Here is a 25,426-nt window from a genome sequence, read left to right as displayed (position 1 = left end):
ATTCATAAACCCATGAAAAACCTTAGAATCCTGACCCTCTCTTTACTGCTCACCGCTCTTGCTACGTTGGTGTATGCCCAAGGCGGAAAGAAATCTGAAGAAGTGAAATTTAAAACTTCGGCGGTATGCGGTATGTGCAAAGCCACCTTAGAAAAGGGCCTGGCGTATGAAAAGGGGGTAGAGAAAGCCACCTTAGACGAGGACAGCAAAATTCTCACGGTTCAGTATAACAACCAGAAGACCTCTGTTGAGAAACTGAAAAAAGCCGTCAATGATTTAGGCTATGATGCCGATGACTCAAAGGCTACTCCAAGAGCTTATGATCGCCTGGACGCCTGTTGCAAAAAGGATGCGGGAATCCACTAATCCTTTTATTTCCTTTCATCAATAACAGAGAGACCTACCAATTTGGTAGGTCTCTCTGTTTATATGCATAAGTTTCTCAGTTTATATACCACATATAGGGTAAATCATATGTGATTCTATTCCAAACTATTGTTTTCCGCGTATATAGCGCATGACAAACAACACGACTATGGGGAATATCATTTTTATTCACGGAATGTTCCAAAACCCTAAAAGTTGGGACAAATGGGATGCTTATTTTACAGAACATGGCTATAATTGCTTAGCTCCCTCATGGCCCCTACACGCAGGCGACCCAGCCAAACTGCGCTCTAATCCACCGGCTAATCTAGGCCAGCTAGGGTTGGATGAAATTGTTACCGAGATGGAATCTCTTATTCACGACTTGGGCACGAAACCCATTGTGATAGGTCACTCTGTGGGCGGATTAATCACTCAAATTTTGGCCAACCGTGGTTTAATTGAAGCTGGTGTTCTTATCAGTTCAGTGGCTCCTAACGGTATGCTTGACTTAGATTGGTCTTTCTTCAAGAACAGCGTTACCATCGCCAATCCACTAAAAGGAGATGAACCCATTTACATGGATGTGAACACCTTTCACAGCGTTTTCGCCAATACGTTGGCAGAGGAAGAAGCCAAGGAAATGTATCAGAAATTAGCCACCCATGACAGCCGCAATGTTTTCCGGGACTGCCTAACCGCCAAGGTAGACGTTTCCAAACCGCATGTACCTTTGCTGTTTGTGAGCGGTTCTGAAGACAAAATCATTCCTGCTGATCTGGTCCGTAAGAACGCAGAAGCTTACACAGACCCTGATAGCATCACAGAGTGTAAAATTTTCCCCAACCGGAGCCACTTCATCTGCGGTGAAACCGGTTGGGAAGAAGTGGCCAAACACGTCTGTAAAAGTCTGAAGGCCCACGGCTTGTAAGTAAACTTTAGAGAGAATTCAGCTACTTCTAGAAGCTCTTCTGAAAACTATGCTGGCACGCTAGAGGGGCAAAGGCTTCATCTAGCATTTTCCTGCCCAATAGAATCTGGGCAAAAGCCGTTTAGGGGCTGTTTTTGAAAAAACAGCCCCTAAACGGCTTTTCTTTTCTTCTTGGCAAACAAGTAAATGCAACGGAAAAACAGGTTACCTTTATACTTTGTCCGTCCACCCCATCAACTACAACGCTCGCTTTTCATGAAAATCGCGAAATATTTACTTTTCGTTGCCACCCTCTCGGGCAGCGCCCGTTCCTTTGCACAGCAGTTGCCCATGCCCCGCAACATTGAGGTAGCCTATCAAAAGGGAACCCGCCAAGCAGACGGCTCGCCCGGAAAAAACTATTGGCAGAACACCGCCGACTACACCATCAAGGTTCAGTATGACCCGGCCTCGCGCAGAGTAGCCGGCACCGTAGAGATTGACTACACCAACAACAGCTCAGACACACTCAAGCAGATTGTTTTCAAGCTCTACCCCAACCTGTACCAGAAAGGTGCCCCCCGCGCGAACGGAATTGACCCGAAAGATGTGAGCGAAGGTGTCCAGATTGAGCGCCTGAATGTGAACCAGGAGCCGCAGGATGTTCAGAAACTGCGCATGGAGAACACCAACATGACCGTGCGCATTAAGCCGCTTGCCCCTAAGCAGAAAGGCCGTTTCAGTCTGGCCTACCATTACCAGCTGAACGCTGGCTCCCATAACCGCACCGGGCAGGTAGACGAAGCCGGAGCCGCTTTTCTGGCCTATTTTTTCCCGCGCATTGCCGTGTATGATGATGTAGACGGCTGGAACCGCATCCCCTATCTGGGGCCGCAGGAATTCTACAATGACTTCTGCAACTTCAATGTGGAGATCACCGTGCCGCAGCATTTTGTGGTATGGGCCACCGGCGACCTGAAAAACGCTTCGGAAGTATTCACCAAGAAGTACGCCAAGCGCCTGCAAGACGCCGAGAAGAAAGACGCCATTGTTGCCATCATTGACAGCACAGACCTCAAGCGCCGCGACATCACCGCCAAAAACACCCAGAACACTTGGAAGTTTGAGGCCAAAAATGTGGTGGATTTCGCCTTCGCCACGTCTGACCATTATCTCTGGAACGCCACCAGCTTAGTGGTAGATCCCGCTACCAAACGCCGTACCCGCGTAGATGTGGCTTTCAACCCGGCGCACAAAGACTTTGAGGAGGTGATCCATTTCGCGCGCAAAACTGTGGAGGCCATGAGCTACACGTTTCCCAAGTGGCCTTTCCCTTACTCGCATGAAACCATCTTTGACGGCCTGGACCAAATGGAATACCCCATGATGGTGAATGACAACCCGGTGGCCACCCGCGAAGACGCCATCACCCTCACCGACCATGAGATCTTTCACACTATGTTCCCGTTCTACATGGGTACCAATGAAACCAAGTACGGCTGGATGGACGAAGGCTGGGCCACCATTGGGGAGTGGATCATCTCCTCCATCATTGAACCCAAACTGGTAGACGATTACGGCGTGCAGCCCTACTCTATGATGGCAGGCACGGAGGTTGATTTGCCTATCACTACGCTCTCCACGCAACAGACGGGGGCAGCATTTTACCTGAACTCCTACCCTAAACCCGCCTTCGGGTATCTTTATGTGAAGGAAATGCTGGGCAATGAGCTGTTCACCAAGGCGCTGCACACCTACATCCGGAACTGGAACGGCAAGCACCCGCTGCCCTGGGACTTCTTCAACTCCATGAATGCCGGGGCCGGCCGCAACCTCAACTGGTTCTGGAAACGCTGGTTCTTTGACGACGGCATTCCTGATCTGGCCATTGCCCACGTGCAGAAAAACGGTACTCAATACCAGGTAACCGTGGAAGCCAAAGGCACCAAGCCAGTTCCCGTAGAGCTGAACATCACGTACGCAGACAATACTACCAGCAAAGTAAAACGGGATATCTCTGTGTGGGAGAAAGGCAATACCACGGTACAGGTGGAGTTCACCCCTACCAAAGCCGTGAAAAAGCTGGAACTCAAAGGCACCTACATCCCAGACACCAACCCCAGAGACAACGTGTATGAGGTGAAATAGAATCTGGCACGATTCCCTAAACGTAAATTCCCCGGAAGGGCTGAGCTGCTGCTCGCTTTTCCGGGGAATTTACGTTTAGGGGCTCTTTTTCCAAAAACAGCCTCTAAACGCGTTCATTTTCTTTCAGGAGGCGGTCTTTCTCCTGGTACAGTTTCCACCAGGGCAGGTAGGGTTTGTCATGGTGCTCATAGTGGTACCCGAAGAAATAGCAGCTTAAAAAAGCCCAGACATGGTTGCGGCGCTGGGTCCCTGATCTGTGTCTGTTCCCTGGTTCATGCTCACCCCGGTGCGGCAGGTACGTCCCGAAGTAAAACAGCTGAAAAGTAGCCAGCACGGCCGGCAGCATCCAGAACAGAATGATGTTCTCCAACGGAAACCAGTGTTGCAGCAGATGGTAAGTCCCCGCCATGAGCAAGATCTGCCATACGGTAATGTATTGCCGGGCGAAACTCAGAAACCAGAGGAAAAAATTCCCGCCATGGTAGTCGGGGTCTTGGTCGGTGGCTACGTGGCGGTGGTGTTGGTGGTGTTTGGGGTACAGCCTTCCGTAGTAATTATAGGCGAACAAGCCCGCGGTAACCGTTCCTATGAAGGTGTTCAGTTTCTTGTTCCCCGGCGCCACCACCCCGTGCATGGCATCATGGGCCGTGATGAACAGCCCGGTGTAGAGGTGCATCATCAGTAACACGGCCAGATAGATGAGCACAGATTTGAGATCTACCTGCCAGTGCAGCAGCAACCAGAGCGTACTTCCCCAGGCCGCCATAATGGCGAACGCGATGATGATACCGGTATATTTCTGCAAAAATTGAGTCAAAACAGATTCTTTTTCTTTCCCTCCCTGCCAATGTACGAAAACGAGCGCGTTCTGCTTCCGTTGGCCTCAGGTGCACCGCCACAGTTTAGGCCAAATTCTGGAAAAAGAGCCGCTAAACGCACTTTAAAACGCCAGTAGCGCATCTCGTACTTCCTGCATCAGCCACATGGGCGTGGAGGTGGCCCCGCAAATACCAATTCTGTTTCCGTCTTCAAACCAACCGGGCTGCAGTTCCTCTACCTTGGAGACAAAATACGTATTGGGGTTGGTGTCTTTGCAGACCTGGTACAGCACCCGCCCGTTAGATGATTTGGTCCCGGACACGAACACCACTTTATCATATTGCTGGGCGAAACGGCGTAGCTCCTTATCCCGGTTGGAAACCTGGCGGCAGATAGTATCATTGGCAGCTACAGAATAGCCGCGGCTCTCCAGCTCATGCTTAATGCGGTAGAAATTATCGGTGCTTTTGGTAGTCTGGCTGTAGAGCGTAATGTTCTGGGGAAGCTCATGCCGCAGCAGTTCCTCCATGTTCTCAAAAACCACCGCTTGGTTATTGGTCTGGCCCAGCAGCCCCAGTACTTCGGCGTGGCCGTGCTTTCCGTAGATAAAGATCTGCTCTTTCTTGTCAAAAGAGGTTTTGATGCGGTTCTGCAATTTGAGTACCACCGGGCAGGAAGCATCAATCAGGGTGAGGTTGTTCTCCATGGCCGTCTGGTATGTAGAGGGCGGTTCGCCGTGGGCCCTAATGAGGACGGCCTCGTCGCGCAGGGTACCCAGCGTGTCATAGTTGATGATGCGCAGGCCTTTGTTTTGCAAACGCTCCACTTCCTCGTCATTGTGCACAATGTCGCCCAGGCAGTACAGGTAACCCTGTTCCTCCAATAGGTCCTCAGCCATCTGGATGGCGTAGATTACCCCAAAGCAAAAGCCTGAATTCGGATCGATATGTACCTGTAGCTGACGCATGACTACTAAACAAATTCAATCGCCGGTTTGTTTGCCCGAACCGCCGCTTTTTGTGGGAGCATCGCAGGAAACATCAGCAGCAAAAGCACGGAATATCTGATATTCTGGTAGAAAACGACGTAACTGCGGCCCCAACGCAAGAAGACCGCCCACAGAGAAGTTAGAATTGAAAACCAAAAGTGCCTTAATCCCACTGTTTGCCGCCGTTGAACCGGCTCCACCCTGCGGAGGCACTTTTGGAAAGAATGAACCCGCCGGTGAAAGAACAGCACTAGCGGAAAGAAAAGCAGAACAAGTATTAAAAACAGATAGTAGTTGTATGTCATAGATTCAAGTTTTCAACCCGATGCCTTTCCTCGCCGGTGACTAAATCTTTCCGGAGCAGATAATCGCGCATGATCTTGATAGACTCTACCGGCATGTTGGAGCGCGGGTACCGCAGAATAGCCGCCATGAATACTTTCTTGTCTTCAGCCAGATGCCCGCTCATATTCAGGTACCGGGGGATAGAGTTCTCAATGGTGAAGCGCAGAAAACGCACTTCGGGATCCTGGGTATCCAAAGCCACCGCCTGCTCAAACACCTCTGACGACGTGCGGAGAAACTTCAGTTTGGTGTACGGGCTCCAGACATGCTTGGCCATGATGGCGTTGGAAACGGCCTTATACCCCAGCTTTAATGGATCCTTTCCGCGGTATTTCTCCATCAGCCCGTGGAACTCCTCGGCTACTTTTTCATCTTTCGCCGCTGTCTGGTAATAGTTCAACAAGGCACTGTGCGCATATGGGTCTGTTTTCTGGCCCAAAGGGACCAGTAAAAAGCAAAGCGAAAGAAGGAAAGCGAGTAACTGCATTAGATGGTATTAAACTGAAACCTAATATACGAACTAAGCAGCAAAGCCAGTTTCGTATTATCAGGCACTCTTACGCGTTCTGCCAAAATATGGGCAGCCGGAAGCCCCTTTATCTTCTTAAAAAGTTTCAAATAATAGATATACGCCAGATAAACCCCCAGCCGCGCGCCCTTGGGAAGACCCAGGATGCCTTGGTAAGCCCGGTCAAAATCGGCTTGGATGTCTGCCTCTATCTCTTCTTTGTCCTGGTTACAGAACTTGAGGAAATCCACTTTGGGGAAATAGACGCGCCCCCGGTCATGGAAATCGCTGCGGATGTCTCTGAGAAAATTCACTTTCTGGAAGGCCGCCCCCAACGCGCAGGCTGGTTCTTTCAGACGCTCAAAAAGCTCTTCGTTTCCTTCGCAGAACACGCGCAGGCACATGAGCCCCACCACTTCGGCAGAGCCGTAGATGTATTCCTTATAGAGGTCACAGTCATACACATAGTCTTCCAGGTCCATCTCCATGCTGTGCAGGAAGGCATCTATGTAGGTACGGTCAACGTGGTACCGGTGCACCACCAGCTGGAAAGCGTGCAGCACCGGATTCAGGCTTATCTTCTCTTCCAGCGCCTGGTAAGTTTCCTGCCGGAAACGCTCCAGCAGCCCTGCCTTGTCGTGGGTGTGGAAGGTATCCACAATCTCATCGGCGAAGCGCACAAACCCATAGATGGCGTAGATGGGATCATGAAACCGCGGGTGCAGCGTTTTGATGCCTAGCGTAAAGGAGGTGCTGTAGCGCTGCGTAATGAGTTTGCTGCACTCCAAGGTGGTGGTATCAAAAAGACTCATGGGGGAAGTCATCATACAACGGGTAAACTGGTTTCCTGTAAGGCAAATTCTTTCACAACCTCTGCGGCCACTACTTGCCCCGAAATGAGCGAAGGCGGCACTCCTGGCCCCGGTACGGTTAATTGCCCAGTATAAAACAGGTTGCGGACTTTCTTACTTTTGAGGCTGGGCTTGAGTATTGCCGTTTGCAGCAAGGTGTTGGCCAAGCCATAGGCGTTCCCTTTGAACGCGTGGTAATCTTTGATAAAATCCTGGTGCGCGTAGCTCCGCTTGTACAGCACCTGCGTTCTGATTTCCTGCCCGGTAATCTTCTCCAGCCGCTCCATCACCATCTGGTAATAATGCTCCCGTACCTGCTCAGAATCCTGTAGCCCGGGTGCCACGGGGATCAAGATAAATACATTCTCCTTCCCTTCCGGGGCTACCGTTGCGTCTGTCTTGGACGGAACAGAAACGTAGAACAGAGGCTTTTTAGGCCAGGCCGGTTCCGTATAGATTTCATGAGCGTGCGGACCGAAATCTTCATCGAAAAATAAGTTGTGGTGGCGCAGTCCTTCCAGTTTCTTGTCTATGCCCAGGAAGAAGATCAAAGAGGACGGAGCCATTACCCGGCTGTCCCAGTATTTGTCAGTATAAGTACGGAAAGCAGGGGGCAACAGTTGGGTTTCTATATGATGATAGTCAGAACCACCTATCACTATATCTGCTTCATAGCTTCCTTGGGTGGTGATGACCTGGGTGATGTGGTCGCTGTTCAGCTCCAGTTTCTTTACTTCTTCACCCAGTCTTATCTCTACGCCCTGCTCTTTGGCCAGCGCCACCATGCCTTCTACAATCTTGTGCATGCCGCCCATGGGATACCAGGTACCCAGGCTCATGTCTGCGTAATTCATGAGGCTATACAAGGCCGGAGTATTCTGCGGCAATGCGCCCAGAAACAGAATAGGGAACTCCATGAGCTGGATAAGCCGCGGGTGCTTAAAATATTTGCGTACGTGCTTGTGCATGGACTGAAACACATCTAACCGCAGCACATCTACCAGCAGCTTCATGTCTATAAACTCTGTGAAAGACCGGCTGGGTTTGTACACCAGGTTATTGATGCCTACTTCATACTTATAGGCGGCCTGTTTCAGGAAGTCCCGGAGTTTTGCGGCAGAACCCGGCTCCAGCGACTCAAACAGGGCTTCCAACTGAGGCATAGCCGCGGGCAGTTCCATTACGTCCTGGGGAGCATACAGCACCTGGTAAGAGGGATCTAGCCGTTTCAGGTCATAGTAATCTGCGGTGGTTTTCCCAAACTTCTGGAAGTACTGCTCAAACACGTCTGGCATCCAGTACCAGCTGGGACCCATGTCAAATGTGAAGCCTTCGGCCTCAAATACGCGAGCCCTCCCTCCTGCCACCTCATTTTTCTCCAACAGCGTTACCTGGTAACCCGCTTGGGCCAAGCTGGCGGCGGCGGCTAAGCCGGCAAAACCGGCACCTATGACAATAACTTTTTTACCGGGTACATGATGTTGCATAAAACAGGTGCTTCAAAGGGTTGCGTGTGAACAGATACTGAACTTGTAGAGAAAAAGGAAACCGTTGTAGAAACAAAGTACGTTTTTTGGCTCAATCTACCTACTGTACAGCCATGCCCTACGTAGATCACGCCAAAAAAGCTGAACACTTGTTAGTCTGCGTAGGCGTAGGCTTTTAATTCCTGCTTCAACTCTTTACGGGCCAAGTGGATACGGTTCTTTACGGTACCAATGGGCAATTCCAGTTTATCCGCAATCTCCAAGTACTTGTACCCTATATAGTACATCATGAAAGGCGCGCGCAGGTCTTCCGGTAATTTATCAATAGCCGCATGAATGTCTTGCAGCGCAAACGCGCCAGATGCCCGGTTAAGCGTCACAATGCGGTCATCAGACGGCTTGAGTTGAATCAAGTCAGCGGTGTCTATGCTACTGGTGCGCTTGGTAACTTTGTTATAATGGTTGATAAACGTGTTCCGCATGATGGTGTACAGCCAGGCCTTGAGGTTGGTACCGGCTTTAAACTTATTGCGGTTCACGAAAGCCTTGAGGAGGGTCTCTTGCACTAAATCCTTCGCGTCATCAGAATCGCGGGTTAGATTATACGCAGCCGGACGAAGCGTTGGCGCCATGTGCTCTACAACGGAGGTAAATTCGAGTGCTGTCATTTTGTTTAATGTTTATCAAGTAAACGTTAAACAATATTACGATATCAAATTTTATTTAGCTATAAATGCTTAAGATATTTTTTGGATGATTAAACAAAATAATCAACACAGAAACCCATGGAGCATCATTGAACCCTAAGCAGGGCAACAAGAGGAATGACCTTTATTGAACTGAGTAATTTTAACTTAGGAACAAGCGGTCTTTTCTAGCCCTTTAGGAAGGTGCTAAAAAAGCCTTGCCTGCGTTTAGAGGCCGTTTTTGGAAAAACAGCCCCTAAACGCAGGCAAGGCTTTTTAGAAGTGGAGAGCTAATTGGTGACGGCCGCTGCCCGGGCGGTTAGCCAATTTTCATAGTCCATGAGTTCCCGGAAGTAGTGCACCCGGGTGGGCAACTGCCCCTGGAACGGCTGCAAGATAAAACCACTCACCAGCAGTTCCACTCCTGGAAGCTGCTCCAGCAAGGTGGAGAGATACTCTTCCGCTTCTGTTCTGGAGGGGGTGGTGGTAAACACAGAGCACAGGTAGTCTGGCTGGTACTGCTCAGCAGCCTTCACCAGATCTGACAGCGGCAAATGCTGCCCCAGGTACAACGTCTTGAATCCGAAGGCCCTGAACTGGTAGTGCATGTACAGCAAGGAAAGCTCATGCAGTTCCCCTTCAGGCAAATACAGCAGGACTTTAGGCGCTCCCGGCGCGTGTTGCAGTTGTTGGGCATCTATGGCTACCAGCATTTTCTGCCTGATCAACTGGCTCATGAAATGCTCATGCGCAGGTGTGATGTTGTTGGTCTGCCAGAGAAGCCCAATTTTGTTCAGGAACGGATAAACCACCTGCTGCACCGCCACTGGGAACCCCAGTTGCAGCACGGCCCGGCTCAGGACCCGCTCAAACAGGCTTTCGTCCAGCTCCACCATGGCTATGATGAGCTGGCTCATGTACTGGTCTTTGCCCAATTCGGCCTGGGTTACTTTCAGGACTTCATGGGCTACCTGTTCCGGGGGAAGCTGGGCAATCTTGGAGATTTTGTATCCCTCCTGGTACAGCAGCGCCACGTTGAGCAGACTTTTAAGGTCGGCATCGTCATAATACCTAATGTTGGTCTGGGTACGTTTTGGGTTGAGCAGTTGGTACCGCTGCTCCCAGATACGAAGCGTATGGGCTTTGATACCAGACAAATGCTCTAACTCTTTAATAGAGTAATGCGCCACAGGAGAGAGTTTAGAAACGAAACGTAAAGTTAACGCTTCCGGGCGATACGAAAGAATTTAGGATGCACCCACAGCATACCGAACGACTCTGAGCCGTCTCTGCCTCTGGTTTTGTGGTGCACTTTGTGGGCAATATCCAAGGCCCGGAGGTAGGTGCTTCTGGTTTTCCCAAACAGCTTGAGCCGCCTGTGGATGAACAGATCATGCACCAGGAAGTAGGCCGCGCCATACAGCGAGATGCCTGTCCCTATCCAGAACCGGTAGTCCATGTTCTCAGAGCCGTAGATAAAGCAGAGTGCCGCAATTACCCCGTAGAACGCAAACGAGACATCGTTCAGCTCAAAGGGGTGGTTATGCCGCGTGTGGTGTGACTTGTGAATGCTCCACAGAAAACCGTGTAACACATACTTGTGCACCGCCCACGCCACCAGCTCCATGATCACAAAGGTTCCTATTACTATCGCCGCGTTCGTCAGCATACTCTCTTAACCAGAAGCCTGGCCAATTGTTTAAATGTTTGGGGAAGTAACTCTCAACAGTTCTCTGCGCACTGCTTTTTGCTGCTTTCTACGCAGCCTGGCCTTGTAAGGTAAGGTAAAAACGGGAAAACATCACCTAGCAACACCCTCTCAGCCAAATGCACACGCTCAACCCACTTAACCGGGAAACAACTGGCACATGCAAAGGCACAAAAAATCCCCGCCTCTGAAGAGGCGGGGATTTCCGCAATTAACTCTTAATTACTGGTTTCGCAGACCTTCCATCCAGGGAATCAGGTCTTTGATCATGGGCTCCAGGCTGCTGAAGTGGGTGCCGCCTTTGATGGGAATAAACTTAACGTTGGTTGCTCCCGCGGCTTTCATGGCATCATACGTGGCTTGGGAATTCTCAAACGGCACCATAGGATCTGCGGTGCCGTGGTACATTCTGGTAGGGCTCTTAGGCACGAAGTTTTTCAGACTGTTTTTTTTCAACGCCTCTTTCAGGGCCTGTTCCCCATCGCCCCGTAGGCCGGCCAGGAAAGTGGGGTTGAACAGCTTGGCCGGGTCTTTGGACAGCGCCGAGTTGATGGAACCGCTGGTGCGCGTGCCATCTATCAGTTCCTGAATGCGGGTGGCGTTGGGCTCCTGAAAGAAGTCGGTGAGGGGGCGGTTCCAGTTGTAGGCCTTGTTGTAGGCCTGCAAAATAAACGCCAAATTAGCCGGATAGTCGTAAGGCTCGCCAGATACCACGCGGCCCAACATGCCTTCCAGATCATAGCCCCCGGCCCCGGCTCCGCTGGCCGTGACGGCCAGGCCGTGTTCCGGGTTCTCCTCTATCTCTTTCTGGGCCGCCAACGTCACGTAGCCCCCTTCTGAATAACCGGCCAGAAAAAGCTGGTCAGAAGCCTTCACGTTGTTCTTCTGGAAAAAAGATTTGCCCGCCTTAATCATGTCTACCACCGCCAAACCTGAGTGCTGCACATCATAGTACGGGTGCAGAATGTGCTTGGAGCTACCGTAGCCAATAAAGTCGGGGACCAGGGTTAAGTAACCGGCTGCGCCGAAGGCCTCAAAACCCGTTAAGGAACTGAGCTGGAAATTGCTGGGCGCGTACTTCTGGTCAAAGGTGGTGCCGTGGTGGGCGCTCAGGATAGGCGCCGGCTGGGTCAACTTCAGCGGCACCACCATCAGCCCCGAGGCCTGGATCTCCTGCCCGTTGTACTGGGTCAGGTACACCAGGCGGTACACGTCTACATCAAACTTGACCATTTGGGCCAGCTGCGGCTGCCCGTTAGACACGGCCACTTCGCGCAAACCGGCCGCCGGAATGGTGGTCAATTTCTCCGCCGAGACCAGATGGTCTTTCTGGGTTTCCAGCACCTGCTTTTCCTCCAGTACCTCAGATTCCTTACAGGAGGAAAACCACGAGGTCATGGCCAGCAGCATTGATAAAAATATAGTTTTCAAGGGAATAAAGTCTTTGGTGAGTTTCATATAAAAAAGGATCTATCCCCAGGATAAGTTCCTGGTCAACCGCCTGCTTCAGGCTCTGTTTTGAAAAAAGAGCCCCTAATCGCCTTACTGGTTGTACGGGGGGCTTATCACTAAGAATTGGCTTTTTCCGTATACTTGCCTAGAACAATCGTAGCCAAGACCATGCCTAAGAAATCTTTTCAGGAACTCATCAACAGCCCGGGCATGCCGGTGCTGGTAGACTTTTACGCCGATTGGTGCGGCCCCTGCAAAACCATGGCCCCCATTCTGCAACAGGTGGCGCAACAGTACGAGGGGAAACTGAAGGTGATTAAGATTGACGTAGACAAGAACCCCGCGGTGGCGCAGCAGTACCGGGTGCAGGGCATTCCTACGCTCCTGCTCTTCCACCAGGGCAAGCAGCTCTGGCGGCAGTCTGGGGTGGTACCGGCCCAACATCTGAGCCAGGTGGTAAAACAGCATCTGCCGTAGCACGCATCTTCTCTACGCGTTTAGGGGCTGTTTTTGAAAAAAGAGCCCCTAAACGCAATCAAAGGAAACGGCCGCCCATAAAATTTCCGGTAACTCCCAAACTGATTTGAGTCAGCGGTTGGTGCGGCAGAAAACAAGTGGGTGCGCTCACTTCCGGTTTAGGCCTGATTCCGGAAAAACGGCCCCTAAACCCAAACTTTTGCCGTCCATACTACAAATCAATACAGGACAAGGTGTAAGTTTTTGCCCCCGCGCCCGACCAACAGGGAAGGCTATCGTTTTTTGGGCCAAAATCTGCCGTAAGGTTTCTGCCGGCGCAGGTACCTAAACCCAATAACTTTCGTTTTCTTAGCAATCTCAGTTATTTAACTCCTATGTTCAAAAAATCACTGGCGGCCCTGGCGTTCGCCGCCCTCCTGCACTCCCCCCTGCTGGCGCAGAACAATGCCACCCCCACCTACAGATTCTCCCTGGACCTCACGCAGGTGAAGGACGACAAACTGCAAGTGACCCTCATCACCCCAGACTTCAAAGAGGACGAAGTGCTCTACCACATGCCAAAGATGGTGCCGGGCACGTACGCGGTGTATGACTTCGGGAAGTTTGTGTCTGAGTTTGCGGCCTATGACAAGAAAGGCAAGAAACTGAGCGTGGAGCGCCTGGACCAGAACACCTGGAAGATCAAGAAAGCCAAGAAACTGGCCCGCCTCACCTACCTGGTAGACGACACCTGGGACACCCCCAAGAAAGAGGACATCGTGTTTGAGCCCGCCGCCACAGACATTGAGGAAGGCAAAGTGTTCCTGATCAACACGCACGGGTTCTTCGGGTATTTCGCCAACCGTTCCAAGGAGCCTTACCAGATCACGGTGACCAAGCCGCAGGATTTCTACGGGGCCACGCCGCTCAGAACCACCAATTCCACGGCCACCTCAGACACGTACCTGCTCCAGAACTACAATGACCTGGTAGACGCGCCCATGCTCTACAGCCGCCCAGACACGGCCATGCTCAAAGTAGGCAACGCCGAGGTGCTCATCTCTACCTACGCCGGCGGCGGTGGGGCCCGCTCCAAAAACCTGGCGCAGGGCATCCAGACCATTCTGGAAGCGCAGAAAAACTACCTGGGCGGCAAGCTGCCGGTAGACAAATACGCCTTCCTCATTTACATAGACAACAAGCAGAACCGCACCGGCTCTTACGGCGCGCTGGAGCACTCCTACTCCTCTGTGTATTACTTCCCGGAGATGCCGCCGTCCATGCTGGCCGAACAGGTGCGGAATATTGCCGCCCACGAGTTCTTCCACATTGTGACGCCGCTCAACATCCACTCAGAGGAGATCGGGAACTTTGATTTCAGCAACCCCAAGATGTCTAAGCACCTCTGGATGTACGAAGGCGTAACCGAGTACTTCGCGCACCACGTGCAGGTAAACCAGCGTCTGAAAGAACTCCCTGATTTCCTTTCTGAGCTGCGCAGCAAGATTGTGGCTTCCCAGCAGCAGTACAATGATGCCCTGGCCTTCACCGAGCTGAGCCTGGGCGCCCTGGACAAGCACGAAAAGCAGTACGGCAACGTGTACCAGAAAGGCGCGCTCATTGGCATGGCCCTGGACATCAGGCTGCGCGAGCTTTCTGGCGGCAAATACGGCATCCGGAACCTCATGAATGACCTGAGCCAGACCTACGGCAAAGACAAGTCGTTCAAGGACGAGGAGCTGTTTGACAAAATCACCGCCCTTACCTACCCCGAGATCAGAGATTTCTTCAAGAGATACGTGGAGGGCGCGGAGCAACTGCCGTACGCAGAGCTGTTCCAGAAAGTGGGCATTACCTATAAACCGAGCGGATTGCAGAAGCGCATTTCCCTGGGCAAGCCTACCATTGGCTATGACCAGGCCTCGGGCCACCTCATCATTGCCAGCACCGAGAACCTCAACTCCTTTGGGAGGCAGATGGGCTACAAAGCCGGTGACCAGCTCTGGCAGATCAACGGCGAAGACGTGAAGCTGAGCAACGCCACTGAACTCATCAACAAGCACGTGCTCCACGGCAAGGAAGGCAGCCCGCTCACCATAGTGGTGGGCCGCAAAGATGCCAGCGGCACCGTGAAACCGGTAGAGCTGAAGGCGAACCTGGTGGCCGCAGATGAAACGGTCTCGCATTTGCTCACCCCAGACCCTAACGCCACGCCTGCGCAACTGGCCCTGAGACAGGCCTGGCTGTATTCCAACCTGTAGAAGTAAAGTATCTGCAGACTGCTTAGTTATTGATATGATCCTCCGTTCGCCCCTGGCAAGTGGGGTTCACCATTAAGAATGAGCAACAGATCTACCCTGCGTTTAGGGGCTGTTTTCAGAAAAACGGCCCTTAAACGCAGGGTTTTCCTTTTAAACTGTTCTTGGTTATCGCATTCTATATGAATACCCTTATTATGTTCTGATGCTCTTGCCATAGTTCTTGCGTTTAGCGGCTCCTTTTTCAAAAACGGCTCCTAAACGCACCGCTCCTTGGTTAGGCAAATAGTTTAGAACACAGAAGGCGGAGACTTTACGTGATGGCTTCTACCCGCTGCCTTCTCTGGCATATTTTTACTATCTTCCTGCTAACAAGTACCGCCCACCTTAAAGAAAGCTGAAACACAGCAGCCTACCCCCTTCATTCCGTAAAAACAAATGGAGGGTTTAGGCGTTATGGTTTAAATCTGACCTTCTCAAGCGTGCACTTCCAGACCCAACATACCCATACCCCGTGGCCAGCGTGTAGGCATTTCTTCCTGTTTTTTCTGTTCCTGCTGCTGTTACCGGGGCTACAGGCCAAGGCGCAGGACCGGGTTTCCCTTACCGGAACGCTCCGCTCGGCGGCTTCAGGGGAAGTTTTGATTGGGGCCAGTGTGGCGGTGGCGGGTACTACCAACGGCGTGGAAACCAACACCAACGGCGTGTACACCCTTACGCTAGTGCCGGGCACCTACCAGATTCAGTTCTCTTACCTCGGGTTTGAGACATTGACCAGAGAAATCACCCTCCGGCGGAACACCCGCCTGAACGTTGAATTGCAGGAAAGCGCCAGCCAACTAAAGGAAGTAGTGGTGGAGGCCCAGCGCAACACTTTTCAGGAACGGCTTTCCACTCCCCAGATGAGCATGGAAACGCTTTCCTCGCGTGAGGCGAAACTCTTGCCGGCTTTGTTTGGCGAAGTGGACATCATCAAAACCTTACAGCTTAAACCCGGCATACAGAGCGGCGGCGAGGGCAGCAGCGGCCTGTTTGTGCGCGGCGGCAGCTCTGACCAGAACCTGGTTCTCCTGGACGATGCCCTGGTCTACAACCCCAGCCACCTGTTCGGGTTTTTCAGTGTGTTCAACCCAGATGCGGTGCGGGGCGTGGAGCTGTACAAAGGCGGCTTTCCGGCGCAGTTTGGGGGGCGGCTCTCCAGCGTGCTGGACGTAAAGCTGCGCGAAGGCAACCGGAAGGAAACTGACGTAAGCGGCGGCATTGGCCTCATCGCGTCGCGCCTCACTGTGGAAGGCCCTATCCAGAAAGACAAATCATCCTTTCTCATTTCGGGGCGCCGCACGTACGTGGATGTGTTCACGCGCATGATCAACAAAGGCAAGGAAAACGACCCGGACTGGAGCCCCATCCCCGACTATTACTTCTACGATTTCAACGCCAAAGCCACGTTTGACCTGGGCCCCAACGACCGTCTGTTCTTCAGCGGCTACTACGGCCGCGATTATTTCAAATTCGATGACGAGAACTTCAATTTCAACTTCAACTGGGGCAACCGGGTGGCCTCGGCCCGTTGGATGCACCAGTTTTCGCCCCGGTTCTTCGTGAACACCACCTTCTCAGCGTCTAACTATGAGTACCAGATCCAGAACCAACTGGACATTTACTCGTTCAGCCTCACCTCCAACATCACAGACTTCAGCCTGAAATCAGATTTTGAGTACATCGCCTCAGACAAACACCACCTGCGGTTTGGCGGGGCCATCACAGACCATACCTTCACGGTGGGCCGTCTGGAATCCACGAGCCAGGACGGATCTGTGAACGAGAATGCGGGCAACACCTACACCGGCCAGGAATACGGCGCCTACGTGTCTGATGACTGGACCTTCAGCCCCTCATTCACCCTGAGCTACGGCTTGCGCCTGTCTGGCTTTGTGAACGGCGGCAAAAACTTTCTGGGTCTGGAGCCCCGGGCCGCCGCCAGTTACCGCCTCTCTGAAACGCTCACGCTCAAGGGCAATTACACCCGCATGTACCAATACGTGCACCTCATCTCCAACTCCGGGGCCTCCCTCCCCACCGACATCTGGTATCCCTCCAGCCCCGGCGTACGGCCGCAGCGCTCAGACCAGTATACGCTGGGCCTCACCAAGCTTTACAAAGACAAATATCTGTTCAGTACCGAGGCTTATTACAAGAAGATGAACCACCAGCTGGACCTGCGCGACGGAGCCCAGATTTTTGGGAACAACGAGCTGGAACAGGAGTTTGTGTTTGGTTCCGGCGAGAGCTACGGGCAGGAGTTTTACGTGGAGAAGAAAGACGGCAAAACCACCGGCTGGATTGGCTACACCCTCTCCTGGAGCAACCGCACGTTCCCAGACATCAACAACGGCAAGACCTTCCCCACCCGCTTTGACCGCCGCCACGACCTTTCCATTGTGGCCATCCAGGAGGTGAGCAAACGCGTGAGCGCCACCGCCACGTTTGTGTACGGCACAGGCAACGCTTTTTCACTGCCCGTACAGCGCTTCATTTTCCAGGATGTGCCCGGCGAAGATTACACCGTGATCCCGGTTTACCCAGAAAGGAACTCGTTCCGGCTGGCGGCTTATCACCGCCTGGACCTGGGCTTGGTGCTGAAACTGCGGCCCAAACGCGGCAGCTCAGACCTTACCTTCAGCGTGTACAATGCCTATAACCGCCGCAACCCCTACTTCGTGTATTTTGAAACCCTACAGGAGGAAGATTCTGACCTGATCACCGGTTTTGTGGCCAAACAGGTGTCGCTGTTCCCCGTGATCCCGTCCGTGACCTATAACTTTAAATTCTGATGACAACCTTTCCTTCCTTGCGCGCTTTTCTGTTCCTTCTGCTGCTGGCAGCCGGTTTGGTTTCCGCTTGTGACATGGAGCAGGAGATTGAGGTGAAGTTACCTGTTCTGCCGCCACAGCTGGTGGTGGAATGCTACCTGGAGAACGGACAGCCCCTGCGTCTGGCGCTGTCAGAATCGGCGGGGTATTTTGATGCACCCCAGGCCACCATTGTGGCGGGTGCCACGGTCACCATCACCAAAAACAACGAGGCTCCCATCACGCTCAAAGACTCAGTGTCGGTAGACACAAAAAACCAGAAGGTGTACACCCACTTCAACCGCCGCCGGGTGCGCGCCGTGCCTGGCGATGTGTTCACCCTTCAGGTCACCGACAAACAAGGCCGCCGGCTCACTGGTACCACCACCGTACTCCCCACCGTCCCTTTTGACAGCGTGGGCTATAAGTTCAACGACAAGCCCGCGCAGACCCAGGAGGCATATTTGCTCATCAGGTGGCAGGATGACCCTGCTATGAAGAACTTTTACCGGCTCCTGACCCATAAGAAAGACAGCTCGGCCAACGGCATAGACAGCGAAATGGACGCGGAGGTCAACGACCGGCTGCGAAACGGCAAGAAGATCAGCTACACCACCACCTACCGCTTTGACCGCAACGACATCCTGGACATCAAGCTGTTCCACGTAGAGGAGAACTACTACAATTTCATCTCCAGCGTAGAAGATGCCCGCCGCGCCAACGGCAACCCCTTCGCGCAACCGGTAAATATTCAGTCTACCGTAGCCGGCGGCTTTGGCGTGTTCACTTTCCTCAACTACGAGACCAAACGCATCATCATCAAGTAATTCCTGTTTAGAGGCTCTTTTTCCAAAAACAGCCCCTAAACAGGAGCTGATTCCTCGTCAATTTACTCTGCTCCTATTGGACTTTGCCATCCCGTTTTCGCTGCGTGGCAGCGAGGGTAGTCTGGAGACTCCCCCTCATCCGGAGGCATGAGTCTGGAGACTCGCGCCAGTCTCCAATGATATATGTTCTCTTCTAAAGAATCTGAAACAGCCTCCAGTAAGAACTGCCGCTGCTAAACGCACCATTTCCAGTCTTTCCTTCGAGCGCCTCGCTTGTGGCCAAAGAAAAGTAAGAGCTAAGAGGAAGCTGCATTACATGGCCACAAGGGCAGTGCGAGAGGGGAAGACGGGGCCCCGCGGCCGTGAGCGCTTACCAGAAAAGATGAAACACTACAGCCATTAAACCCATAGACAAACGCCACAGCCAAGGCATCAGCCAACGGCAACCACAAAAAAACCAGCAGAAACGCCCCTGATTAAAAGGACCCGCTTCTGCTGGTTCATGACAATGCTACCTCTGGTTTGAGGCAAATTCCGAAAAAAGAGCCGCTAAACGGCAGCTACGCTTGCCGCTTAATCAACTCAGTGATGAGCAAGGTCATGTTGGGCTCGGCTTTGGCGGCGGCCTCCAGAATATCCAGCAGCACAACTTTCTTGATTTTACCCGGCACACACAGGTCGGTGATGACGGAAACGGCGAAGACCGGCAGGCCCATGTGCACGGCGGCAATCACTTCGGGCACGGTGCTCATGCCCACGGCATCGGCGCCAATGGTGCTGAGGTAACGGTATTCGGCTTTGGTTTCCAGCATGGGGCCGGGCACGCTCACATACACCCCGGTTCTCACCTGGAGGTTATGCTGCTGCGATACATCCAGGGCCTGCTGCACCAGATGCTGGTCATACGGTTCGCTCATGTCTGGGAAACGCGGCCCCAGTTCGTCTATGTTCTTCCCGATGAGCGGGTTGGTGGGCTGTAGGTTAATGTGGTCTGTGATCACCATCAGGTCTGAGGTGTTGAATTCCTCGTTGAGGCCACCGGCGGCATTGCTGACGAACAGCTTCTGGATGCCCAGCAACTTCATGACCCGGATAGGGAACACCACCTGTTCCATGGTGTAGCCTTCATAGTAGTGGAAACGCCCCTGCATGACCACCACCCTACGGCCGCCCAGCTCCCCGAAAATCAGTTTGCCGGAGTGGCTCTCTACGGTAGACACCGGGAAATGCGGAATGTCTGCGTAGTCTAGGCTGTGCGCCACCTTAATGTCCTGTACCAGGGCGCCCAGGCCGGTCCCTAACACAATCCCGAAATCTGGAGTAAACTGGTCCGTCTGCTGGCGGATAAACGCGGCGGCTTCTTGCAGGTATTGAATCATCGTCTTTCGTAAACTTGGTTCCTGTTTTGGGCCTGTTTTCAGAAAAAGAGCCCCTAAACAGGTACGTGAGAAATGGCGGCAATCTCGGAAAAAAATCTAAGGAAGCCGAAAAGCCGCCTCCGTATAAAACGGAAAAGACCGCCTTACGGCAGTCTTTTCCAGAGGAAATGTGCTGATTTATTATTGAATCTCCAGCTCAAACGGCATACGTGCCTGCACGCCCTGCATCTGCATTACCTGCTTGTACTGCTGGTAATACGGGAACAGCGGCCCCAGTTCTTTCTGCATGGAATAAGTCTTGAGTTGGGTCTCCGTGTCTGACAGCAGGGTCTGCATGAAGGATTTCTGCACCGGCAACTGGCGCAGGCGGTAATCGCCTTCCTTCAGTTTGGCTTTGCGGGCGGCAATGGCAATGGCGTCTTCCAGACTGCCCAACACGTCTACCAGCCCACGCTCCTTCGCCTCCAAACCCGACCATACACGGCCAGAAGCTACTTTCTTCAGTTCGGCCACCGGCATGTTTCTGGATTGGGCCGCTTTGGTGGTGAAGTCCTCGTAAATGCGGTCTACCTCGCGCTGGATGTGCATTTTCTCATAAGGGGTCATGGCTCTGGTTACGGTAGGGATGTCTGAGAACTTACCCGTGTTCACACGGTCTGTAGTGATGCCCAGCTTGTTTTTGAGGAAGTTCTCTGAGTTCACCAGCATACCAAACACGCCAATGCTGCCGGTAATGGTGGTAGGGTGCGCAACAATGGTATCACAGGCCATGGCAATGTAATAGCCCCCGGAGGCGGCCACATCAGACATGGAGGCAATGATGGGCTTCACTTTCTTGGTGAGCATCACCTCACGCCAGATCACGTCTGAGGCCAGAGAGCTGCCGCCCGGCGAGTTGATGCGCAGCACCACCGCCTTCACGTTCTTGTCCAGCCGCGCCTTTCTGATGGCTTCTGACATGCCCTTGCCGCCAATGGATTCGTTCCCGCCTTCGCCGGTCACAATATCGCCGGAGGCATAGATCACGGCTATTTTATTGGAAGACGAGCCTTCTGGTTTCTCTGGGTCTGCCGCTTTCCTGTAGGTGCCTAGGTTCACCAGTTTCAGTTCTTTGTCCTTTTTCACCCCGGCTTTGGTTTTCATGAAATCAGTGGCTTCATCATAATAGCCCAGGTGGGTGACCAGTCCCAGGCGCAGGGCATCATCGGCGTTGTGCACCAACATGGAGTCTGAGATGTTCTTCACCTCCGCAAAACTCTTCTTGCGGGCCTGTGAAATCTTCTGGAGCATGAAGTTATTCAGCGAGTTCAGGAAAGACTGGGTCTGCTCGCGGCTGGGGTCGCTCATTTTGTCCAGCAGGAACGGCTCCACGGCGCTTTTGTACTCACCTACTTTGAAGATGTACGGCTGCAGGTCCAGTTTCTCCAGGGTGCCTTTGAAGAACATGACCTCAGAGCTGAGACCGTTGAACTCCAGGGTGCCCTGCGGGTTGAGGTAGAACCGGTCGGCTACGGAGGCCAGGTAGTAGGCTTTCTCGGTGGAGAGCTCGCTGTAGGCCACCACAAACTTCTTGGATTTCTTGAAGTCCAGCAGCTCGTTCCTGATTTCCTCCACGCTGGCCATACCGGCCTGCAGCAAATCAAGGTTCAGGAAAATGCCTTTTATGTTGTCGTCGGATTTCGCTTTTTTGATGGAGGCTTTGATCTCATCCAGGCCAATGCCCTGTGACCCGATTACTCCGCCAAAGCCCAGTTCCGCAAGAGGGTCCTGGGGTGAGCGCTCCGTGATGGGTTGGCTCAGTTTTATCTCCAGCACGGAGCCTTCGGCAATGGTCACGGTGTCACCGGAAGAGGCAACCAAGCCGGCAATCCCCAGCACGAGCACGAAGCCCAGAATCATGAACAGAAACAAGCCAACCAGAGTGGCCAGCACGAATTTAAAGAATTGTCGCATAGATAGGTTTTGAAACTGTCCGGGCCAGACCCGGGCTATTTGGTGCTATTAGTCGCAGGGGCGGCAGAATACTTACAGCCTCGCCGCATTCTGTTTTTCGGGCCTTGCCCCACGAGCGGTTTGTAGCCCTTCAGATACAGGTCTTGGTGAAAGCCAAAAATACAATCTGCCGTATAAAAGCACACATGAAGAACTGGATACTCCTTACGCTTCTCTTCCTGGGGTGTTCCTGGGCGCAGGCGCAGCACAGACGGAACGTGAATTTCAAATATTTCGGGCTCACGCTGCACCCCAAAGGCGATGACAATGCCGAGTTGATGCCCCTGAACCCCGACGGCAAGGGATACCTGGTCCTGAACATAGGCGCCAGCGTGGGCTACGAGCATTTCATTGTGCCAGACAAGTTCTCTGTGAAAGCGATCCAAGCCTTTTACGCCGATTGCGCCCTGCGTTTCGCGGGGTTCACCCATCTGGGGCTGCGGGGCGTGGTGTTTACGCTGGGCCGCCACTCGCTCAACGGCGGCATTGGCCCCACGCTGGTGTACCGCCGCAATTGGTCTGAGTTGGAGGGCTACAACGTGTCTACGTCTTTCTTCGGGGGCGACCCCGAGGACAAGTGGCAATACAAGATGATCTGGTACGCCGGCGAATTTGAGTACAACTACCGCCTCTCAGACCGCACCGACTTCTCTGTTTCCTTCGTGCCGGGCTACCCAGACATCATGAGTTTGTCTTTTGGCGTTCGATATTGGCTCAAGGAGAAGATTTGAAGATCTGTTGATGTGGAGATTCGAAAATGGAATGATGTGCCATTGGAGAGGAACTTCCGTTTAGGGGCTCTTTTTGGAGAAACAGCCCCTAAACGGAAACCTGACCACCAGCAGCCTCTCAGGAAGAAACACCCACGGCAATTCGCTTAGCCCATTTCATGCGGTTGGTGTAACGGAGCAAGGCATCTTCCAACGCAGGAAGGAGCTGGCCGCGCTCGCTGCTCAAGGCACTGTAGCGGGGCCTAAGGGCTTGCTGCCCTTGCAGTTCATTCGCCGAAAACCCCTGAATCAACTTAGGATCCAGACCGGCTAGTTCAGCTGTTTTACGTGCCAGCCCGGCCCAGGAGATTTCGCCCTCGTTGGTCAGGTGCCAGATGCCGGATTCTTCATCCACAAGTAAGTCCAGGCAGGCGTTTACCAGATCTGGGGCATAGGTGGGGGAAATGATAATGTCTTCGGGAGCCAGAAACGTGTTTCCCTGGGCAAGTTGCGTTACCATCAGAGTCAGGAAATTGAAATCGTCCCAAGGCCCGAAGAACGAGCTGGTGCGCACCACCAAAGCCTGTGGGTGCATGTCCAGCACATACTTCTCGGCCTGCGCTTTACTCTTGCCGTAGACATTCAAAGGATTTACTTCATCGCTTTCAGTGTACGGCTGTTGCTGTAACCCGTCAAACACTAAATCTGAGGAGAAAGTAAGGTATTGCACTCCCCGTTTCTGGCAGGTAGCCGCCAGTAACATGGCTCCATGGCTATTTACCAAGTGGCAAGACTCTTCTTCTGCTTCTGCCTCGTCTATTTTCACATACCCAGCGGCATTGATCACCGCCCAAGGGTTATAGTAGTTCATGGCCCGCTCAATGGAGAACGGATCTGTAATGTTCATCTGTTTCCGGCTCACCAGGCGGTACGGAATATGGCGGTCGCCGCAAATACGGGCAAAGGCGCTTCCCAAGGTACCGGTGGCTCCGGTGATCAGGATGGGCCTGGTGGTGTTTTCCAGATGGTGTACCTGCTGCTCAGTGAGGACGTCACCGTCTGGAATGGTGTCTGTTTCATAGATAGGGTTCCAATTCAGGCGCCAGACCGCCTTGGTGCCCCGCCCAAACCGGCTTTCCTCTCTTCTCAGGAAGAGGTCTGCATGTTCTGCCTTGGTTTCATCTGTGAACGGATAGAAGTAGCGGTCTGGGCGTTGCCACCAGCCGGGCAGCTGGAACAGAGGGTGGGCATACTCCTTTCCCTGCGCCAACTGGGTCAGCATTTTGGCCAAGGCAGTTGGTCTGGGCTTAGGGCTCCGCACATCAAACACCCCCGGTTCATAAAAGCCATCGGCGCGGGTCACCAGGTTCACCCAGTCAAAAGTGCCCAGCAGAGACCAGGCAGCTACTCCTACTATAGCTACTCCGGTACGCTTCAACTCAGTGCAGGAATCCCACACGTGCTTGAACCACTGGATCTGTTCCTCACGGGCCCCGCAAATATGGACTTCAGTAACGGAAATGGGCAAACCATAGCGCTCCCAGGTTTCCCGCAGCAGCACCTTGTGCCCCGAATACAAACCAGCCGGATTCTGGGTTTTCACCCGCAGAGCTTCCACGTCTGCGTACGCATGAATCCCGTTGCCGCCGTGCGACCACTCCGGATAGGCCGCCAGGTTTTCGTCTAAATAGCGCTCACTGGTGGGATAATGGTTAATACCAATGATATCTGGCGGACAGGGATTATCTCTGAACCACTGCAGGTCTTCTTCCGGGATGCCGCAGTCTACGAAGTATTTCCACATGGAGTGCTCCGGTGTGAGTGTACCCGTAAGCAGGTCTAAACTTACCCACCGGCGATCATTGTCCAGAGCAGCCTGGTAGGCCAGCAAGGGGGTACTGTAAGTTTTGCCAAGGTCTTCGGTCTGCACCAATTTGGCGTTAGGAATCACTTCCCTAATGGCGCGCATGGCCAGCACGGTGGCCTTGCATTGATGCAACAGAGTTAAGCCAAACGTTTTGCCGTCTCTGCCATGCGGGTACCACACGCCGTACAGGCCGCTGAACCTGGCCGTGGTCAAAGGCTTATTGACCGGGGTAAAATATTCCAGCCACGGATAGCGCTCTGCCACCGCCCGGGCATATTCAGCAACCCCTTCGGCAAAGGCTGGATCAGCTAAGTTGGTGTGCCGGGGACCGCTGCCGTGGTGCACTAAACCAATGATGGGGGTGATCTTGTGCTCCTGTAACAGTTTCAGCCGGCGGTCGCCCCAGCTCCAGTCGGCAGTGGCGGGACCATTGGGGGCCGTCAATTCCCATAGCAAGGGGTACCGCATCTTGCTTACCCCAATAGAGCCAAACAAGGCTATGTCATCTTCCCGAAGGGCGTGCCCGTTCAGCTGCATCTGGTCTAGGTACTCGTCTCCTACCCTGTTCACGGTACATTCCACTCCGGCCCAAACCTCTGGGTAACCCAAGTTATGGTTTTCGCTTCTCTCCATATAGCTTACGTTGAGGCTAGAACGGCTACAGGTTAATCTTTAGGAAAGAATAAACCTGTAGATGTCCCATCTCTGGCAGAACTATTGGTAAAAATTCTGCAAAGAGGCAGCTGCACACTCTTCTTGCCCTATAGATTTAGTTAAATTTCTCACCTACAGCGTGCCTGAGCCAACTGCAGGTTGG

The 25,426-nt window shown here is 52.9% G+C and carries 20 protein-coding genes; 8 read left to right on the top strand and 12 right to left on the bottom strand.

Features of this window, described 5'->3' with window-relative positions; all coding sequences use genetic code 11:
• The first annotated feature begins 12 nt into the window (after positions 1–12).
• The 3 genes from EFA69_RS13085 to EFA69_RS13075 all read left to right on the top strand — a co-directional run bounded on the left by EFA69_RS13085 (position 13) and on the right by EFA69_RS13075 (position 3,424).
• Positions 13–366, top strand: a complete 354-nt coding sequence (locus EFA69_RS13085) for a heavy-metal-associated domain-containing protein (protein ID WP_123133574.1) — start codon at positions 13–15, stop codon at positions 364–366.
• Positions 367–517: 151 nt separating this feature from the next.
• Positions 518–1,297, top strand: a complete 780-nt coding sequence (locus tag EFA69_RS13080) for an alpha/beta hydrolase (RefSeq protein WP_317125633.1) — start codon at positions 518–520, stop codon at positions 1,295–1,297.
• A gap of 255 nt (positions 1,298–1,552) precedes the next feature.
• Positions 1,553–3,424, top strand: a complete 1,872-nt coding sequence (locus EFA69_RS13075) for a M1 family aminopeptidase (RefSeq protein ID WP_123133572.1) — start codon at positions 1,553–1,555, stop codon at positions 3,422–3,424.
• Between the two features lie 103 nt (positions 3,425–3,527).
• Here the strand turns inward: EFA69_RS13075 and EFA69_RS13070 are convergent, their stop codons facing one another.
• From EFA69_RS13070 to EFA69_RS13025, 9 genes are all read right to left on the bottom strand, one after another.
• Complete coding sequence (locus EFA69_RS13070) at positions 3,528–4,190, bottom strand: fatty acid desaturase (protein WP_123134823.1); 663 nt, start codon at positions 4,188–4,190, stop codon at positions 3,528–3,530.
• A gap of 174 nt (positions 4,191–4,364) precedes the next feature.
• A complete protein-coding gene (locus EFA69_RS13065; RefSeq protein WP_123133571.1) occupies positions 4,365–5,210 on the bottom strand; it encodes a 4-hydroxy-3-methylbut-2-enyl diphosphate reductase in 846 nt (281 codons plus the stop codon).
• A 322-nt stretch (positions 5,211–5,532) separates the two neighbouring features.
• A complete protein-coding gene (locus EFA69_RS13055) occupies positions 5,533–6,063 on the bottom strand; it encodes a hypothetical protein (protein WP_148041353.1) in 531 nt (176 codons plus the stop codon).
• Positions 6,063–6,911 (bottom strand): phytoene/squalene synthase family protein, encoded by an 849-nt coding sequence (locus EFA69_RS13050; RefSeq protein ID WP_394342827.1) that lies wholly within the window; start codon positions 6,909–6,911, stop codon positions 6,063–6,065. The genes EFA69_RS13055 and EFA69_RS13050 overlap by 1 nt, the downstream gene beginning before the upstream one ends.
• Positions 6,908–8,422, bottom strand: coding sequence for a phytoene desaturase family protein (locus EFA69_RS13045; protein ID WP_123133568.1), 1,515 nt, complete (start codon positions 8,420–8,422; stop codon positions 6,908–6,910). The genes EFA69_RS13050 and EFA69_RS13045 overlap by 4 nt, the downstream gene beginning before the upstream one ends.
• Positions 8,423–8,574: 152 nt before the next feature.
• Positions 8,575–9,090 (bottom strand): RNA polymerase sigma factor, encoded by a 516-nt coding sequence (locus tag EFA69_RS13040; RefSeq protein WP_123133567.1) that lies wholly within the window; start codon positions 9,088–9,090, stop codon positions 8,575–8,577.
• A 308-nt stretch (positions 9,091–9,398) separates the two neighbouring features.
• A complete protein-coding gene (locus tag EFA69_RS13035) occupies positions 9,399–10,298 on the bottom strand; it encodes a MerR family transcriptional regulator (protein ID WP_123133566.1) in 900 nt (299 codons plus the stop codon).
• A 29-nt stretch (positions 10,299–10,327) separates the two neighbouring features.
• Positions 10,328–10,777, bottom strand: a complete 450-nt coding sequence (locus tag EFA69_RS13030; protein ID WP_123133565.1) for a sterol desaturase family protein — start codon at positions 10,775–10,777, stop codon at positions 10,328–10,330.
• 261 nt (positions 10,778–11,038) lie between these two features.
• A complete protein-coding gene (locus EFA69_RS13025) occupies positions 11,039–12,274 on the bottom strand; it encodes an alpha/beta fold hydrolase (protein ID WP_123133564.1) in 1,236 nt (411 codons plus the stop codon).
• A gap of 162 nt (positions 12,275–12,436) precedes the next feature.
• Between EFA69_RS13025 and trxA the strand changes: the two genes are divergently transcribed.
• From trxA to EFA69_RS13000, 4 genes are all read left to right on the top strand, one after another.
• The gene (gene trxA, locus EFA69_RS13020) at positions 12,437–12,745 is read left to right on the top strand and encodes a thioredoxin (protein ID WP_123133563.1); all 309 of its coding nucleotides are present in this window, start codon (positions 12,437–12,439) and stop codon (positions 12,743–12,745) included.
• Between the two features lie 374 nt (positions 12,746–13,119).
• Entirely contained in the window at positions 13,120–14,985 is a 1,866-nt protein-coding gene (locus EFA69_RS13015) for a M61 family metallopeptidase (protein WP_183906779.1), read from the top strand.
• A gap of 479 nt (positions 14,986–15,464) precedes the next feature.
• Positions 15,465–17,816 carry a TonB-dependent receptor gene (locus EFA69_RS13005; protein WP_245964575.1) on the top strand — a complete coding sequence of 784 codons (2,352 nt, stop codon included), beginning with the start codon at positions 15,465–15,467 and terminating at the stop codon, positions 17,814–17,816.
• Positions 17,816–18,661, top strand: a complete 846-nt coding sequence (locus EFA69_RS13000; protein WP_123133561.1) for a DUF4249 domain-containing protein — start codon at positions 17,816–17,818, stop codon at positions 18,659–18,661. The genes EFA69_RS13005 and EFA69_RS13000 overlap by 1 nt, the downstream gene beginning before the upstream one ends.
• A 560-nt stretch (positions 18,662–19,221) precedes the next feature.
• Here EFA69_RS13000 and EFA69_RS12995 read toward each other — a convergent pair.
• Both EFA69_RS12995 and sppA read right to left on the bottom strand, forming a co-directional pair.
• Entirely contained in the window at positions 19,222–20,040 is an 819-nt protein-coding gene (locus EFA69_RS12995; protein WP_123133560.1) for a purine-nucleoside phosphorylase, read from the bottom strand.
• A 180-nt stretch (positions 20,041–20,220) separates the two neighbouring features.
• Entirely contained in the window at positions 20,221–21,993 is a 1,773-nt protein-coding gene (sppA, locus tag EFA69_RS12990) for a signal peptide peptidase SppA (RefSeq protein ID WP_123133559.1), read from the bottom strand.
• A 185-nt stretch (positions 21,994–22,178) separates the two neighbouring features.
• Between sppA and EFA69_RS12985 the strand changes: the two genes are divergently transcribed.
• The gene (locus EFA69_RS12985; protein WP_123133558.1) at positions 22,179–22,763 is read left to right on the top strand and encodes a hypothetical protein; all 585 of its coding nucleotides are present in this window, start codon (positions 22,179–22,181) and stop codon (positions 22,761–22,763) included.
• A gap of 118 nt (positions 22,764–22,881) precedes the next feature.
• Here the strand turns inward: EFA69_RS12985 and EFA69_RS20310 are convergent, their stop codons facing one another.
• The gene (locus EFA69_RS20310; protein WP_183906778.1) at positions 22,882–25,242 is read right to left on the bottom strand and encodes a family 1 glycosylhydrolase; all 2,361 of its coding nucleotides are present in this window, start codon (positions 25,240–25,242) and stop codon (positions 22,882–22,884) included.
• Positions 25,243–25,426 lie beyond the last annotated feature (184 nt).

Origin of the sequence: Rufibacter immobilis, from assembly GCF_003721565.1 — a bacterium.
Taxonomy (GTDB): Bacteria; Bacteroidota; Bacteroidia; order Cytophagales; family Hymenobacteraceae; genus Nibribacter; species Nibribacter immobilis.
Note: the sequence above shows the minus strand (reverse complement) of the source record. Positions and strands in the feature narration are given on the sequence as shown.

What these genes read in the sequence shown, in the direction of transcription:
- EFA69_RS13050 (WP_394342827.1), bottom strand. Translation starts at nt 6,911, where the DNA reads ATGATGACTTCCCCCATGAGTCTTTTTGATACCACCACCTTGGAGTGC.
- EFA69_RS13000 (WP_123133561.1), top strand. Translation starts at nt 17,816, where the DNA reads ATGACAACCTTTCCTTCCTTGCGCGCTTTTCTGTTCCTTCTGCTGCTG.
- EFA69_RS13065 (WP_123133571.1), bottom strand. Translation starts at nt 5,210, where the DNA reads ATGCGTCAGCTACAGGTACATATCGATCCGAATTCAGGCTTTTGCTTT.
- EFA69_RS12995 (WP_123133560.1), bottom strand. Translation starts at nt 20,040, where the DNA reads ATGATTCAATACCTGCAAGAAGCCGCCGCGTTTATCCGCCAGCAGACG.
- EFA69_RS13080 (WP_317125633.1), top strand. Translation starts at nt 518, where the DNA reads ATGACAAACAACACGACTATGGGGAATATCATTTTTATTCACGGAATG.
- EFA69_RS13070 (WP_123134823.1), bottom strand. Translation starts at nt 4,190, where the DNA reads ATGGCGGCCTGGGGAAGTACGCTCTGGTTGCTGCTGCACTGGCAGGTA.
- EFA69_RS13045 (WP_123133568.1), bottom strand. Translation starts at nt 8,422, where the DNA reads ATGCAACATCATGTACCCGGTAAAAAAGTTATTGTCATAGGTGCCGGT.
- EFA69_RS13085 (WP_123133574.1), top strand. Translation starts at nt 13, where the DNA reads ATGAAAAACCTTAGAATCCTGACCCTCTCTTTACTGCTCACCGCTCTT.
- EFA69_RS20310 (WP_183906778.1), bottom strand. Translation starts at nt 25,242, where the DNA reads ATGGAGAGAAGCGAAAACCATAACTTGGGTTACCCAGAGGTTTGGGCC.
- EFA69_RS13025 (WP_123133564.1), bottom strand. Translation starts at nt 12,274, where the DNA reads ATGAAACTCACCAAAGACTTTATTCCCTTGAAAACTATATTTTTATCA.
- EFA69_RS13040 (WP_123133567.1), bottom strand. Translation starts at nt 9,090, where the DNA reads ATGACAGCACTCGAATTTACCTCCGTTGTAGAGCACATGGCGCCAACG.
- EFA69_RS13015 (WP_183906779.1), top strand. Translation starts at nt 13,120, where the DNA reads ATGTTCAAAAAATCACTGGCGGCCCTGGCGTTCGCCGCCCTCCTGCAC.
- EFA69_RS13030 (WP_123133565.1), bottom strand. Translation starts at nt 10,777, where the DNA reads ATGCTGACGAACGCGGCGATAGTAATAGGAACCTTTGTGATCATGGAG.
- sppA (WP_123133559.1), bottom strand. Translation starts at nt 21,993, where the DNA reads ATGCGACAATTCTTTAAATTCGTGCTGGCCACTCTGGTTGGCTTGTTT.
- EFA69_RS13055 (WP_148041353.1), bottom strand. Translation starts at nt 6,063, where the DNA reads ATGCAGTTACTCGCTTTCCTTCTTTCGCTTTGCTTTTTACTGGTCCCT.
- EFA69_RS12985 (WP_123133558.1), top strand. Translation starts at nt 22,179, where the DNA reads ATGAAGAACTGGATACTCCTTACGCTTCTCTTCCTGGGGTGTTCCTGG.
- trxA (WP_123133563.1), top strand. Translation starts at nt 12,437, where the DNA reads ATGCCTAAGAAATCTTTTCAGGAACTCATCAACAGCCCGGGCATGCCG.
- EFA69_RS13075 (WP_123133572.1), top strand. Translation starts at nt 1,553, where the DNA reads ATGAAAATCGCGAAATATTTACTTTTCGTTGCCACCCTCTCGGGCAGC.